The organism is Spirosoma pollinicola, assembly GCF_002831565.1.
In the GTDB taxonomy this organism is placed as follows: Bacteria; Bacteroidota; Bacteroidia; order Cytophagales; family Spirosomataceae; genus Spirosoma; species Spirosoma pollinicola.
On record NZ_CP025096.1, the window covers coordinates 7622987 to 7636647 of the forward strand.

Genomic DNA, 13661 nt, shown 5'->3' on the forward strand with positions numbered 1-13661 from the left:
CGGTGGCGCAAAGTATGAGCCGCAAGGGAAATTGCTGGGATAATGCGGTTGCTGAGAGTTTTTTTAAGACCCTCAAGTGCGAGATGGTCAATCATACTTATTTTGCCACGCGGGCAGCGGCTCGGTTGGCTACTTTCGAGTATATCGAGGGATGGTACAACCGCCGACGGAAGCATTCAGTATTGAATTACCGCACGCCCAGTCAACAGGAATCTTATTTTTACACTTCCTCAATGGCCGCCTAAAAAATCTCCACTATACTGTTGCAAGTCCATATATGTTCCGTTGCTGAATAGGGGTTAAGCTTGCTCAATCGGTATGAACTGGCTAACAAGCAGGCATTTCGGCCAGTTTAAGGCTGATTCTGGCCTGTTGATTGAGTTGATTTATGATTGCGGTTGAGCCGCTAATCTGTTGAAAGCTGGCTGGCTGGTGGCTGGGGTGTCTCTCGGAGGTTGGTCCAAGTCTTGCTCTAGTCTTGCTAACTCTTCGTGCATGGTTTTAGCTAGTTGCACCAGTTGGTAAACGGGACATTGACCTATGTAGGCATCAGTCGTTGAATGAGTAGTCAACCGAACATGTAAAGCATTGAAATACATGAATAACCCCGTGATGGCTTCACACCAGCGGGTTAGTACCCGACTGGGGTCGAGTTCACCATCATGGTTAATATGGGTGTCTGTGAGGGGTGTATCCATTCAATAGGTGCTTACTTTTACTGACGATAAGTTAAGTGAAAAAGTAATTCAGATGGACATAGGATAGTGTATTAATTAATTGCTTATTGACCGGTGATTATAGTAATACAAACTTTACTCTAACGAATAATGGATGCGATCTGTGGGGGATTGATTGCTTTTCTTCTCGGCTATTTATTGTGCCTGGTTCTGGCCAGTTTAGACGCTCAACTTGGGGCTAAGGGGGAAGATAACCTAGGCGAGTTGTACAAACAGCAGCTGGAGCAGCAGGCCAGCATCCAAAAACAAAATCAGTTAATTGATCAGTTAGTGAAGGATAAGATAAAGCTGACAAACAGTGAGAAACGGTTGAGCAATCAGTTGAATGAACTTCGAAAGCAACACGAACGCACGCTCTCAGCCCTGAATTAAGAATTCACGCCAGTAAAGACATGGCTGGTTTTCGGTAGAAAAGGCAATATTTATGACTGATGAACGAATGGAACGACTCCGCTCCGAGTTACATGCGTTTAATAAACTTAATCCGGCCAGTTCACTGATGCAACGGGGCGGGAAATTCTACATCAATTCGAACGGCAATAAGACGTATCTGAGTAGTAATCAATGATCCGAGCGTGAAGTTTAATGGGACGCGGTGACCGAGTAGCACGAGCGTAGAATCATTTCCGTCCAATAAATAGGAACTACTATTATTTAATGAACTAGACAAGATACTAATAGTGAGTAACTTGTGCTAAGGTTATGTGTTAGCAAAATCGTCCACGAAAACCTCCTTTTCTTTTCAGTATAGTCATTTCAATCGGCAATCACTTACGATAAACCCTTTGCATATAGACGTTTATGGGCAACTTTAGCAATTAAGTTATCCACTTAAAACACGCACTACACCTTTAAGAACGCAAAAAAGGCACGACTTCCAATCGTGTCTTTCTTCTTCATCATCCTTTATGCCTAATTATAGTCCTGAAATAGATAGTACTCCCCGACGAGTTCAACTATATAAATTATTTTAGTGAAGCCAGCGATCCACAGTTAAAGACATTTAAAAGTACTCCATTAACAGCAATCATACAACCTGAGTACGTTTGGTTCGTCTACCTAATTAAACAAAAGAGATTAGCGCTGTCAATCAACAAATTTTTACTTAAGTTGATGCTATTTTTGTACCTTCAAGGCTGATGAACAGGCAGTTAGTAGGTAGCGACTTAATTCATCAACCGTATACAGTCAGTCGATCTACTTGTCCCTTCAGGCCATGAAACTAGGTTACGCTCGAGTTTCCACTACAGACCAAAATCTATTCCTTCAGCTAGATGCCCTGAAGCTGGCAGGCTGTGAAAAAGTGTATCAAGAAAAAACTAGCGGCTCGCGGGTGGAACGGCCTGAGTTAAATAAACTTTTGGCCCTGATTCGGGAGGGCGATACGCTCGTAATTTGGAAACTGGATCGATTAGGTCGATCATTGACTCATCTTATTGACTTAGTAACGGATCTAGAGCAGCGGCATATAGGCCTGCTGAGTATAAATGATCCGGTCGATACCACGACGGCACAGGGTCGGTTAGTCTTTCGCATTTTTGCCAGCTTAGCAGAGTTCGAACGGGAGGTCATCCGGGAACGTACGCTGGCAGGCTTAGCCTCCGCCCGGCGACGCGGCAAATTGTTAGGTCGGCCTAAAGGGCTTTCTAAGTCCGCCGAACAGAAAGCCCGCATTGCCGAAAGCTTGTACAAAGAAGCCACGTATTCGGTCGAGCAGATAGCAGCCGAATTAAATATCTCCAAAACAACCTTATATAAATACCTTCGCTTACGAGGAATTCCCATTGCTGGTTTACCTTCGTTATAAATTCTAGGGAACGATCGATTTCAAAAAATAATTACAATTTTTCACCGTCTTGTAAATTAGTCTTTGCATGAATTGGTGAAAGACTTATTTTTTGCACCTTTGAACAAATTTTTAGCCCAATGGATGATTCATTACAAATGGCTCAAACCCCTGACCCGGACAACAGGCAGCAGGCGATTGGAAAAACGATTACCCGTTACACCCTGAGCCAACTGATCCGTTATTTTGCCGCTAATCTGCCCAAGTCAAGTAACTATCCTCGCCATGCCCGGTCATATGTCGAGTTTTGTCTCAAGCACCAGTTTGGGATCGACGGGTTCAGCTTCACCCGCTACACGGCGGAGCTGCCGCCGAACCGGGTGTCACCCATTCGCAAATTTCTGCTGTTCTATCAAACAATTGGCAGTCCGGTCATTCTGGTGGATCCGAAGACCACGAAAATCCCTCCGGCGGCCAATGAGTTAGTACTGCGCTTCATTCGGGAAGCCAAAAGCCTGCGCGGAGATCGCTCCAAAGAAACCTATACCAAAGCCCTCAATGCTTTTTTCGTGTACTTGGATCAGCAACTCGCTCTGGGACAACCCGCTTCGCTGGGTGGCCTGACCGTGTCCGACTTTGTACAACAGCTGAAAGACCAGCAGTACTCAGCCTTTACCATCAACCTCTACCTGTCCGCCGTCAAGCAATTAGCCGCCTGGAGTATTCGTCGACGCACGGACCTTCAACTCAATGAAGACCAGCTCAATGCGTTGCGTGATATCCACGACGTACGGGGTCTGGCGATTGAACGCACATTCTATAAAGATAGCCTGGAGGTTGACGAGCGACAACTGGTTTTAGGGGATGTAGAATCCAGTCGTGATAGGGCGGTTTTGGCCTTACTGGGCTTGGAGGGTCTACGAACCGTGGAGGTGACGCGGCTGAAACTGGGAGATTTAGACTTTAACCGCCAGCAGCTTCTGGTACTGGGAAAAGGCAAGGGCACCAAAAAAGCCATTAAATTCTTTGCTTCCTGTCGTCATATTCTCCAAACGTATCTGGAAGAAACAAGCCGCTGGCCCATTGCCAATGATCAACGGAGCGAGTACCTGTTTGAAACCTTAAAGACGTACCAAATTCGGTATATCGTTGATAAACAGTTAAAAAAACATGGACTCAAACGCACGGGTATGTCGGCCCACAGCCTGCGGCACACGGCTGGCCAGCTGCTGCTGGACGAAGGGGTCAGTCTGGAGCATGTCCAACAACACCTTCGGCACGAGACACTCGAAACCACCCAGTTTTACACTAAGAAAAAAACGCTAAAGACCTACTTTCAGCAAATGCCGGATTGAGGACGATTTGGTTACATTTTTGCAACCAAACTTTTATCTGCATGCCATTCCTTTTAGCGGTAAGCCTGCCTATTCTCTTGGCTTTAATGGGTAGACAGTCACAAAAGCGATAGACCAGTCAATTATATTTTTTTTTACTATTTTTTTACGACTACCCAATTCAGTTGGCCAGTTAGCCAACAGCATACCTTATAGTCAGAACCAGTTAACAGTGTATATTTTTCTTAATCCAGTTATTTTACTTTCCGTTTCTGGTAGAGGATTTCAATCAAAGGGCGGTCTGAAAGAGGAAGAAAAACCATGTAATAAAACCAAATTACCAATATTGACCGAGGCACTACCAACAAAAGGCTAAGTATTTTTTTTAGTTACCAAGCATTTAGAAGTGCTTATAGTTGACCTATTTGGATTTGATTTACCCCTTTTTAGCAATATCACATATAAAGAGTAGGCTAATCTTAAGTAAGCAGTTCTATTAAGCGCTCGGGGCGGAGCAAAGTGACATCGTGTCACTTTGCTCCGCCCCGAGCGCTTAATAGAACTGCTTAGACCAAAGTGACATCGTGTCACTTTGGTCTAAGCAGTTCTATTAACTGATTTGCTTTCTTTATGAGCACCTCACAGGCTTCATATGTAAGATCCACAGAAATTAGCTTCCTAATTTCGTTTTCAAGTGTTGTAGCCCTCCCCTTCTTGGCTTTTGGCTTTACTAGACTTTCAGAAACCGTTGTATTTCCAACTCTTTCTTCGGCTAACTCCTCAATATTTTCAACGGGTTTATCTGATTTAGCAACAGCTTTAATCGTTGATTTTGGCAGTTTCTGTTTTCCAGATAGTATCTCTTTTTTCAAGTCTGGAGAAAGTTTATCCAGACTTGCTGCATAGTCTCCATCGCGTTTGATTGTACGACTACTAACACCATACTCTTTTCCTAAGGCAACTGAAACATCCGCTTGTGAATGATCAGAGATTTTATTACCCCCCCTCATCGATTTCTGCTGCAAGTAACGTAATCCTCGAAGGTATGAAGTTTGTTCAGCTGATAGATTTCTTCGACCCAACTGATAGTCGATCATATAATCTTTAACCTCGTCTAGGGTCGAAAATCGTATAATATTGATACGATAATCTAGATTAAACTTTTGGCATATTTTATAACGGTTATGGCCGTCAATCAGGACGAAAACTGGGTTATTATCTCCATTAATCTGGGCTATAGTAGACGTAGTCTCCCAAACCATAAGTGGATCCTTTACTCCATATTTTAAAATATTTTGCTGCAATTGATCGTATTCGTCAACTTTCAAAGGCGGAATCAGTTCACGTAAATTGTCCAATACCAGAATTTGACCTTTTATATTTTCTTCAGTTGACAGAAGAGAAGGACGTAAAGTAGACGTCTTCTCTTTCATTGAGTTCATGAAATCCTTTTTCATATCAGATCGTCATTATTTCGGTTGCCAAGTGATGATATTGTTGCCATGAGGGGGATTTGGCCGAGTAGGTAAATAAGTCTTCTTTGGCCACTTGTGATTGCTTGATAACTGTAGACACCTCAATGATTGCTTCGTAGATATGGAAATTATGAAACGTATCTCGAATGTGTGCCATCATACTTTTATGAACACTTTGGTTCTTATGCACCATTGTAAATACAATACCTTTTACCGTTAACGTAGGGTTGATATACGTTCGAACTTCAGCTATGCGGTTAAAAAGACTTTCAACTCCATGATAGGCACTGGCTTCTGGCTGAATTGGTACGACGCAATAATTAGAGGCAACTAATGAACATGTAGTACAGATACCCAGGCTTGGGGGACAGTCAATAAGTATATAGTCGAATTTATCGCGAGCTTCCTCTAATTTAAGCGACAACCGTCGATCTGCCCCAACTGCATTTGCCAACTCTGACTCCCTATACGCCATCCGAATATCTGATGGCGTTAGAAATAAGTTATTGGCTATTTCAATCATTGGAAGGGGAGTTCCGCCCAGCAATGCATCGATTACTTGTTCATCAGGAACATGAATACCAAAGCATTGGGAAAGATTACCTTGTGAATCCATATCGACCAATAACACGCGATTACCTAATAAGCTTAAGGCTTTACCAACGTTGATGGTCGTTGTTGTTTTACCAACTCCGCCTTTATGATTCACAACAGAAATAACTTTTGCCTTATCAAATAAGGTTTCAGAATAACCATATCGACGAACAGCCTCATCTAAAGCAGGAAGATGTTTGGCCGGAATACCTTTCTGTTCAGAAAGTGCTTTATGCAGTGTCTTAGATGGTATTCCGGCTTCTTTCTCAATTTGGGACAGGTTTAAGGCAGGCTTGGCGCGTAAGAACCGCACTAGTTTTTCCTGAGTGATCATAATGTTTAGGATAAAATTTTATCTTTCGTAAATATATAAATAACTTTTTTTATCTAAAACATTAAAAATGAGAAACATGCGAATGAATCAATTTTCTTTTTTGCTGTATCGTCTATTCACTCAATACCAGCAAACACGTCGGGTTTTAGTCGTTCAATACTCTGAAAAAAGGGGCCATACATAACTGGGTTTTTTATATTCTCCAGTAAGCTGATATTTTGATTGTAAAACTTTCCAAATAAACCTGACTGCATATGGGCTGTTACGGATTCTTTCCACTCAGGGTGCATTGACAACTCCTGTAAGGCAGTTTGGTATTTATGGTCTGTCAATGCTTTCAGTCGTGTCTCTTCGGAAAACTGCTCCGCTTCTGCCTTAGCCTTCTGTTCAGTTGTATTCTTGACAGAAGTTCCAGTTGAAGTCTGCTTTTCAAAAGACAGAGGCAGTGATGTATTCACCATCTTTTGAAGGTAACCACCGACATTTTTTATTGATACTCCCTGTTTAAGTTGCTTTAGAGTATAGTCAATAGCTACGCGAACTTGAGCCTCTGAAGATTGATGCAACCATTTACGAACGGCTTCGCGCCCTACATATTTTTCGACTAATTTATGAATATCATCAATCAATAAGCTTGTTGTCGAATCATCAACTTCAACTATTGTGCTAGTTTTTTTGCTTGTAGATATTTCAGGAGAAGTTATTTTGGCCGTCGGAATAGCATTGTCCTGATCTGCTAGTGGTAGATCCTGAGATGACATGTGGAATACAACAGCAACAACTTTGCGGTTGCTGCGTTCTTCCTCCATTTTGTCAATACGAATATTTGTAGTAGTATTTAAATCGATACAGGCTCTAACTAAAACCTTTTGTTTGAAATTACCATACAGTGGATAATCCTTATCCCCAATTTCAAAAACCTCTCTTAAGCGCTCTACGGTATAGCGTATAGATGACTTTTTAAGATTCATTTGATGCCGTAACATCATATATAATCGAATTGAGTACTGACTTTGCACTCGGGCAAGATTTCGGACATCAAACTCCAAATATTCAGAACGAAGCTGAAGTAGGAAGGGTTTTAGTTCAGGATGAAATGTAACACGAATTGATTCCATCTTAACATCCCCAATCTGAGAGCTGGCACTAGTTAAAAATGGAATGACAGTTCTGTAGCGGTTTCCATCTTCTTTTGTATGGTAAATAATCATCGTTTTGTTGACCAACCTTTCCGCAGCTTCCTTAATTGTTTCGTAGCTACGTCCATCCCGGTTCAAGCTGAACAATCGAATTATATCAGCTACCCGTAGTTCATATTCACAAAACGTGACATCATCCGGGCTGATCATGGTTAGCATTGTAAAAAAAACCCGAAATTCTACCACATCCATACGATAAGTAGCTTCAATGATCCCATTTCGCCCCGCTTTCATGCGAGCAATAGTTCGCTCGCCAATATCTGAACGTTTACGAACTTTAGTTTCCTTCGCCATTTTAAACCAAATAAGATAGTCAACTTACAATAACCACTGCCTTTTACTAAGCTCTTCACCCTGATAAATTTACATTATTTAGAGAGGATTTACTTACGTGTTTGAAGTTATAGTACGATCAATAAAATAAACCATTTCTCTTGCAGCACGGCTGTAAGTACCCTAGGATACACTATTCTTACCTTGTAAACAGGGTACAAATCTCCTTACCTGACCACTATGGAACGCAAATTTGTATACAAATACACATTATCTGGTTAAACAGGGCTAAAAAGCTATCGAATGTATAGTCAGACAATCTACGTGATACAGGTTATATCTAAACGTGTTATAGGTTATAGATACGTGTTGTAGGTTATAGACATACGTGTTATGAGTTATATCTAGACGTGTTATAGGTTATATTTAGACGTGTTATAGGTTATAGATAAACGTGTTATAGGTTATATTTAGACGTGTTATAGGTTATAGATAACTACTTTAAATATCTATTAATCAATTAGTTAGTGAGGCCTAAAAAGAAACTAAATAAAACATATAAAAAGAAACACACACAAGACGAACTTATTTGTGTGTGTTTCTTTTTTTTCCTTTTTTCTTAAAAGAACTGTACAAATTCCTATAATACGGAAGAAAGTTAAAGAAGAAAATAGTGTAACAAATACGTGTTATAGGTTATAGTTCGATGTGCTATGAGTTATAGCAGTACGTGATTTAAGTTATACTTGGAGGTTTGCGTGTTATAATCAACTGCTAATCAGATCTAATACAGAAATGATAGTTTAGCTAGAGAATTACAGTACTTGCTACCAAAAAGCAGATCATACAATAACGTCTAAAATAGACGTATTTACTTGTAATTCAAATTGAAGGAACTATATATAACTGATTACTAATGGTATCAAAACTTGTTCTTCAAGTGCTAAACCAGTTTCAAAGCTGGCAGTGTGCAGATTAACTCGCCCCTGTAAATCAATTACTAAGCCAACGGGAGGCTTAGTAATTGCTGATGGTTGTTTTGTAAAGTATGCATCCAGCAGCCGGGTCATGGCTGCGCTGGAAGTAGGTCCAACCTCGCCGGGTTGAACCAGAACAAACCGCTGGAGAATGATGTGAAAAAAAACCAGCTCAATCCAGTTGTCTTTTCCGTCTAAAGAGATGAACTGCCGTTGAGCCACGAAGGCATATCCGACGTGTCGTTCGAGTAGTGTTTTTTTGATACTGGCCAGCCGGGTTCGTAATGAGAGCGTGGCAACTTCCTTGAGTGGAGGAGGGGCGGCACTTATTTTCTTGGGATTTTCTAGGAGTTGGTCCTGTCCGAGGGCTGTTTGAAAATAGTACCGTGCTCGGATGAGTTTTTGGGTGAGTTTGACGGTCCATCCCTGATCGGCGGCTTGGTTGAGATAAAAAGCGCGTTCCTGTAAATTTTTCAATTTCATCAGGGTTCGGTAGTGCGACCAACAGAGTTCAATGCGGAGATGTTGCTGAAGGTTAGGCAATTCTCTCCCGTTTGTGGAGAGAATTGGAAAGGCCAAATAAAACTGCTTAAAGCGCCATATATTCGGTAAACTATAACCCGGCCCGAAAGTCACCGTTAACCGTTCAGAGAGTTGTTCAATCAAATGAATTCCATAATCAGCACGCTCGGTGCCCGCTTGTTCGGTTTCTACCACGATCCGACCGATATGCCAGTAGGCTTCCACTAAAGCAAACTTGGGGTAAGTCTCACGCCCCTGATTAACCGTATCAACCAAAGTCCGCAGGTAACGAAACAATTCCAGATGGGTAGTAGAGGATGTATCCATAAGAGGTAAAAAAAATAGATCAAATTTACTTGTTACCAGGCATTTACAAAAGCATGATAGTGAATGTTGCTTGATACGCGTTTTCTTCAAAAGACAACTCACTCAATCTTATTCAGTCAGAGAGGAAAAATATTTGGCGAACAAGTTTACCAGACGGTGTTGCGGTGTTGCGCTGACCACGCCCAAATCCAGAGCTCGTAATTGAACTTCCTCTTGGGCCAAGTGACGAATTATCCGGGCAGCCCGTGCCGTACGATTCTGCAAAGCTACCCTTAAAAGCCCAATCGATTTAGCCCGATGCCAGCGGGTTCCAATCAATTCCAGCCCGACTCCAACGAATTCCAGTCAGGTTGCATGGACACCGATACCGGTTTGGGCGGCTCGATGGGGTTAAACCCGCGTGCCGGGTCGAAAAAGCCTACGCCTCGTCCCCGCTGGCGGGACCCCCAAGGGTAAGCCACAAAAAACCAGTCAACGGGCGAATTAACCAGAAAAGACACTTACCCGACCATTAACAGGAAAGTATCCCTTAAAAGAGGGCATGCGAAGGATTAGCAACAAGAATTGCAGCAACTGATCCCGTCTCGGAAACGTATGACACCCGGACGTATCACGTCTGTGATACGTCTCCCATGAACGGTCAGCTAAGCCGGACACACCTCCACCGGCTCACTCCCCCTCACCGGGTTGCACCCGCTCAACCAGGTCATGAATAGAGGGGAGGCCAAGCTGCCTTCTGGGTTTATCGCGGAAGGCCTGAATCTTCCCGGCTAGGCGGGCTGATCAGGCGAATGGAGATGATGTATTGGTGGAGGCAGGACATGGTCTGGAGCCGGGCGTTCCTCATCAGCCGTTGCGGCATCGACGAAGGGGAGGACCTGGGCCTGGCCAGCGCAGCCAAATGTTGAGTCCGCATAGTCTGGCGATCCTTGGGTAAGGAATTACTAAAGGCCATCGGTATCCATCTATGCCGCCGGGTGGCTGAGCGGCTTGCAAGTGGATCGGATCAATGGGGAGGGAGATCTCAACAAGCGGTATGCCTGGGCCCGTTGGCCAATACCAGCGAAACGGCGCCCAATCGCCCGACGCCTTTGGGCTGGCTTAACCGGTTGCCAGCAGGTAAGCCAGCTACTTTTCGATAGGTTTACCTACCTTTTACGACCGCTTAAGCCTTGTCATAAACGAGAAAAGCCCTACTTTTATCGACAACTTACTCCTTACTAATCAAACCAAACTGTATTCCATACCCGGTCCACCTACCTCCTCGACTTCACCTTATCACCCACTGGCGCAGATCAGCAGCCGTCAGGCCGGATTTAACTAAATCCAATTTGATAACAACCCTAATAGGAACGCGCTAGAGGCTAACCCGAGCAGCCCCCTTCGCGTCGTTCATTCGAGACAACAACCTCGAAAGGGCACCCTAAAACTGCCAATGGATTCCGGACTGGTTGTGGCCCATCGCCTAACAACTTCAGAGACCCTTAGAGCTTGGCCTCCACACTCGCTTTAAACTCATCCAGAAGGGGCCAAAACTGGCGGGGAATGTAATTGATTGGGCTTTCATCGTGCAAGGCGGTAAGCTTCTCCAATACGTCGAGGGCTTGCTGCCTGAGGGCGGCCAACTCGGCCTTGATCGCATTGGACTCACGCTGTAGTTTCTGATTTTCAATGGTCTGAACGTCATTTTTTGCCTTTAGCTGGGCCAGATCAACTTGCTGTCGGGCCAGCGTCTGCTGCTGGGTTTTAATCGTCTGCTCCAGATCGGTTTTCGCCTCCTGCAAAATAGTTGAATGCCTTTGCCATTCGCCAGCGGTCTTCATTAGTTTTTCCCGCTGAACTCGCTCCTTTTCGAGAGCCAATTGCTGGTCCTGCTGAAGCTGTGTCATTTCTCATCGGAGATCGATCCGCTGCTGATCGGCCTGGCAGGCCTGCTCATGGGCCAGGTTAGCCTGCTCCTGGGCTTCCAGTTTGAGTTGCTTCACTAGCTGACTAAGAGCCACAAGCTGGGCTTCAGCCTGAACCACCCGGTCCCCATCAGACAATTTTAAGTGTAGGTACTCGCTCATCGAGAGTTTGGCCTCCGTAGCGTCTCTAAGTCGTCTTAAATATTCATCATAGGGTATGCGAACAGCGATTGTTTTGGTAGCGTTAGTTGCCATTACTTTATGGATTCTAGTTTAGCATAAAACTACTAACTTCCACTTATGAAAACAAGTGTAACACCTGGAAATGGCACAAATACAGCGATAATCAACTGTTTCCAAACCGGTCGGAATTCAATATTACAAACAGGCATAGTATCAATAACCGGTTTGGAAAACAAGGTGGCCTCCTGCCAATCGCTTTGTCTTTTTCTGGTTTAACTGGCTGAGGGGGATACTAATTGGTTCCTATTGACAGCATTGTCGGATCCAATTGAGGACTTCCGTGAATCGATACAGGCTTTAGCCCGTGGGCAAAGCGCTAAAGTACGGGCTTGGGCAGTCTGTGGGAGAGGATTTCAATCGTTCTGCCCGGCAAACTAGGTTGAGCCTACCTGATAGTGTCCGATAGTGACTGATCGCTAAACAACTAAAAGCCAATTTTTTGTGTCTTTTCCTGGAAATAAACCGACGTTTTCGTAAACGATTTTTGAGGATGTTAAAACAAAAGGCAAGTCGTTATCTTACAAACGGATAACAAGTTCATAAAATGTCAACAAGTGGACTTTTGCTACACGAATCAGTGATTTCTCAGGTTGAGACAGGTTTAAATTACAATCATTCTGTTATCATCTTTCTTTGCCGCCTTTCTCGCCAAAAAAGCAGTAAGGACGCACTTACCAATACGATAATAAGCCAGGGAGCATACCCGGCTCCTTTCGTAATTAATGCGGTCAGAAAATTCGATTGGCCAAACGTGCGTTCACTCAACCAGGCTAGAGCCGCTACACCGGCTAAAACGGCACCCGCCGTTCGCACGAACGGATAAACCCTCGTTTGGCTTAGTAACATTAGCCAGGGAACCGTTAGGGCTACAACCAGTAGCTGCATCAATTCGATGCCGATATTGAAACCCAGGATGCTAAGCGCCATTTGGCCAGGGGCCAGATTGAGATTGGCCAGCGTACTAGCGAACGCTAGTCCATGCACAAGCCCAAAACTGGCGGCTATGTAAGTCTCCCGACCCGGAAACAGCGGTCGCCAGGCATGGATGGCCGATACCAGAATCGAAAAAGCAATGAGAATTTCGACGGGTTGGACGGGAACATTCACCCAACCCAGTGCCCCTAAAAGTAAGGTCAGCGAGTGGCCCAGGGTGAAGGCCGTGACGACTTTAAGTAAGCGAATCAGGCTATACCGCCATCCCCCAAATCCAGTCCATCGTTTTTTCTCGGCTAATAAAGGAGCAGGTAATAGGAGTACCAAGAGAAATAGTAAGTGGTCAGTCCCTTCGGCGATGTGCTCAATACCCAGCGAAACCATTCCCCGAAAACCCTGCCAAAGACTTCCCTGATCTAAATTAATCAGCAAGGGATAAATCAGCGTCGTTTTGGTATCGACCCGAATAACGCCGACCTCAGCGGGCTGATCATCCGTTTTTCCCCGTTCCCAATCGTTTCGGATCGACACCAGCGCGCTATGGGTAACGAGTTGATGCATAATCACATCGTAATCAAAGATAAACTTCCGTGTGCTGGCACCCGTGGGCGGAGTCATGATTAAATGGACGGTAATTTCCTGATAAGGGCCACTGTAGGTTTGTTCGGCCGCTTCAACGTGCATATCCGTAACGTCTACCAACCAGGGTTGGTCTTTAGCCACCATGGGGTGAATATGGGCCAGCAGGTATTCGGCTAGCTGAGGCCCTACCCGGGCAACCAGATTATCCGGGTTTTTATAGACATCGTGCCCAAAGGCTAGTTCCAGTTCGCCCAAAGGCAGCTGTAATTCAACCGCCACCTTCGTTGGACTTACATCCAATATGACGATGGTACTGGGGGTTTGATGGGCAAAGACATCGGGCCCTAAAGCGACCATGGCGCCCATGATAAAGAATAAAAACAGCCGCCATCTGGAGAATAGGCGGCTGTTTGGAAAAAATGTATTGATCATTGGTGG

At 44.2% G+C, this 13661-nt stretch carries 14 protein-coding genes and 1 pseudogene; 6 read left to right on the plus strand and 9 right to left on the minus strand.

Features of this window, described 5'->3' with window-relative positions:
- Positions 1-8: 8 nt before the first annotated feature.
- Positions 9-245: pseudogene (locus tag CWM47_RS32185) on the plus strand (integrase core domain-containing protein); the annotation flags it as partial.
- Positions 246-386: 141 nt separating this feature from the next.
- Here the strand turns inward: CWM47_RS32185 and CWM47_RS32190 are convergent.
- Positions 387-698: a hypothetical protein gene (locus tag CWM47_RS32190; protein ID WP_100992647.1), complete on the minus strand. Its 312-nt coding sequence runs from the start codon at positions 696-698 to the stop codon at positions 387-389.
- A gap of 129 nt (positions 699-827) precedes the next feature.
- On the opposite strand from CWM47_RS32190, the gene CWM47_RS32195 reads away from it, so the two are divergent.
- The 4 genes from CWM47_RS32195 to CWM47_RS32205 all read left to right on the plus strand — a co-directional run bounded on the left by CWM47_RS32195 (position 828) and on the right by CWM47_RS32205 (position 3878).
- Positions 828-1109, plus strand: coding sequence for a hypothetical protein (locus CWM47_RS32195; RefSeq protein WP_100992648.1), 282 nt, complete (start codon positions 828-830; stop codon positions 1107-1109).
- Positions 1110-1161: 52 nt separating this feature from the next.
- On the plus strand, positions 1162-1305 hold the full coding sequence (locus CWM47_RS39005) for a hypothetical protein (protein WP_157816114.1): 144 nt from the start codon (positions 1162-1164) through the stop codon (positions 1303-1305).
- 648 nt (positions 1306-1953) lie between these two features.
- The gene (locus CWM47_RS32200; protein WP_100992649.1) at positions 1954-2544 is read left to right on the plus strand and encodes a recombinase family protein; all 591 of its coding nucleotides are present in this window, start codon (positions 1954-1956) and stop codon (positions 2542-2544) included.
- Between the two features lie 119 nt (positions 2545-2663).
- On the plus strand, positions 2664-3878 hold the full coding sequence (locus CWM47_RS32205) for a tyrosine-type recombinase/integrase (protein ID WP_100992650.1): 1215 nt from the start codon (positions 2664-2666) through the stop codon (positions 3876-3878).
- Between the two features lie 566 nt (positions 3879-4444).
- Here CWM47_RS32205 and CWM47_RS32210 read toward each other — a convergent pair.
- From CWM47_RS32210 to CWM47_RS32225, 4 genes are all read right to left on the minus strand, one after another.
- The gene (locus tag CWM47_RS32210; RefSeq protein WP_100992651.1) at positions 4445-5314 is read right to left on the minus strand and encodes a ParB N-terminal domain-containing protein; all 870 of its coding nucleotides are present in this window, start codon (positions 5312-5314) and stop codon (positions 4445-4447) included.
- Position 5315: 1 nt separating this feature from the next.
- The gene (locus CWM47_RS32215; protein WP_100992652.1) at positions 5316-6260 is read right to left on the minus strand and encodes a ParA family protein; all 945 of its coding nucleotides are present in this window, start codon (positions 6258-6260) and stop codon (positions 5316-5318) included.
- 116 nt (positions 6261-6376) lie between these two features.
- Positions 6377-7753, minus strand: coding sequence for a replication initiation protein (locus tag CWM47_RS32220; protein WP_100992653.1), 1377 nt, complete (start codon positions 7751-7753; stop codon positions 6377-6379).
- Between the two features lie 875 nt (positions 7754-8628).
- Positions 8629-9558: a PDDEXK nuclease domain-containing protein gene (locus tag CWM47_RS32225; RefSeq protein ID WP_100992654.1), complete on the minus strand. Its 930-nt coding sequence runs from the start codon at positions 9556-9558 to the stop codon at positions 8629-8631.
- Positions 9559-9855: 297 nt separating this feature from the next.
- Here CWM47_RS32225 and CWM47_RS38440 point away from each other — a divergent pair, with 297 nt between their 5' ends.
- Positions 9856-10014: a hypothetical protein gene (locus CWM47_RS38440; RefSeq protein ID WP_157816115.1), complete on the plus strand. Its 159-nt coding sequence runs from the start codon at positions 9856-9858 to the stop codon at positions 10012-10014.
- 286 nt (positions 10015-10300) lie between these two features.
- On the opposite strand, the gene CWM47_RS38445 is transcribed toward CWM47_RS38440, so the two are convergent.
- The 4 genes from CWM47_RS38445 to CWM47_RS32245 all read right to left on the minus strand — a co-directional run bounded on the left by CWM47_RS38445 (position 10301) and on the right by CWM47_RS32245 (position 13655).
- Positions 10301-10474 carry a hypothetical protein gene (locus tag CWM47_RS38445; RefSeq protein WP_157816116.1) on the minus strand — a complete coding sequence of 58 codons (174 nt, stop codon included), beginning with the start codon at positions 10472-10474 and terminating at the stop codon, positions 10301-10303.
- A 568-nt stretch (positions 10475-11042) separates the two neighbouring features.
- Positions 11043-11447, minus strand: a complete 405-nt coding sequence (locus CWM47_RS32235) for a hypothetical protein (RefSeq protein ID WP_100992656.1) — start codon at positions 11445-11447, stop codon at positions 11043-11045.
- 3 nt (positions 11448-11450) lie between these two features.
- Positions 11451-11720: a hypothetical protein gene (locus CWM47_RS32240; RefSeq protein ID WP_100992657.1), complete on the minus strand. Its 270-nt coding sequence runs from the start codon at positions 11718-11720 to the stop codon at positions 11451-11453.
- Positions 11721-12320: 600 nt separating this feature from the next.
- The gene (locus tag CWM47_RS32245) at positions 12321-13655 is read right to left on the minus strand and encodes a HupE/UreJ family protein (RefSeq protein ID WP_100992658.1); all 1335 of its coding nucleotides are present in this window, start codon (positions 13653-13655) and stop codon (positions 12321-12323) included.
- Positions 13656-13661: the final 6 nt, after the last annotated feature.

Bases quoted from the DNA above. Each gene is read 5' to 3' on its own strand.
- CWM47_RS32190 (WP_100992647.1), bottom strand. From the start codon at position 698: ATGGATACACCCCTCACAGACACCCATATTAACCATGATGGTGAACTC.
- CWM47_RS32195 (WP_100992648.1), top strand. From the start codon at position 828: ATGGATGCGATCTGTGGGGGATTGATTGCTTTTCTTCTCGGCTATTTA.
- CWM47_RS39005 (WP_157816114.1), top strand. From the start codon at position 1,162: ATGACTGATGAACGAATGGAACGACTCCGCTCCGAGTTACATGCGTTT.
- CWM47_RS32200 (WP_100992649.1), top strand. From the start codon at position 1,954: ATGAAACTAGGTTACGCTCGAGTTTCCACTACAGACCAAAATCTATTC.
- CWM47_RS32205 (WP_100992650.1), top strand. From the start codon at position 2,664: ATGGATGATTCATTACAAATGGCTCAAACCCCTGACCCGGACAACAGG.
- CWM47_RS32210 (WP_100992651.1), bottom strand. From the start codon at position 5,314: ATGAAAAAGGATTTCATGAACTCAATGAAAGAGAAGACGTCTACTTTA.
- CWM47_RS32215 (WP_100992652.1), bottom strand. From the start codon at position 6,260: ATGATCACTCAGGAAAAACTAGTGCGGTTCTTACGCGCCAAGCCTGCC.
- CWM47_RS32220 (WP_100992653.1), bottom strand. From the start codon at position 7,753: ATGGCGAAGGAAACTAAAGTTCGTAAACGTTCAGATATTGGCGAGCGA.
- CWM47_RS32225 (WP_100992654.1), bottom strand. From the start codon at position 9,558: ATGGATACATCCTCTACTACCCATCTGGAATTGTTTCGTTACCTGCGG.
- CWM47_RS38440 (WP_157816115.1), top strand. From the start codon at position 9,856: ATGCCAGCGGGTTCCAATCAATTCCAGCCCGACTCCAACGAATTCCAG.
- CWM47_RS38445 (WP_157816116.1), bottom strand. From the start codon at position 10,474: ATGCGGACTCAACATTTGGCTGCGCTGGCCAGGCCCAGGTCCTCCCCT.
- CWM47_RS32235 (WP_100992656.1), bottom strand. From the start codon at position 11,447: ATGACACAGCTTCAGCAGGACCAGCAATTGGCTCTCGAAAAGGAGCGA.
- CWM47_RS32240 (WP_100992657.1), bottom strand. From the start codon at position 11,720: ATGGCAACTAACGCTACCAAAACAATCGCTGTTCGCATACCCTATGAT.
- CWM47_RS32245 (WP_100992658.1), bottom strand. From the start codon at position 13,655: ATGATCAATACATTTTTTCCAAACAGCCGCCTATTCTCCAGATGGCGG.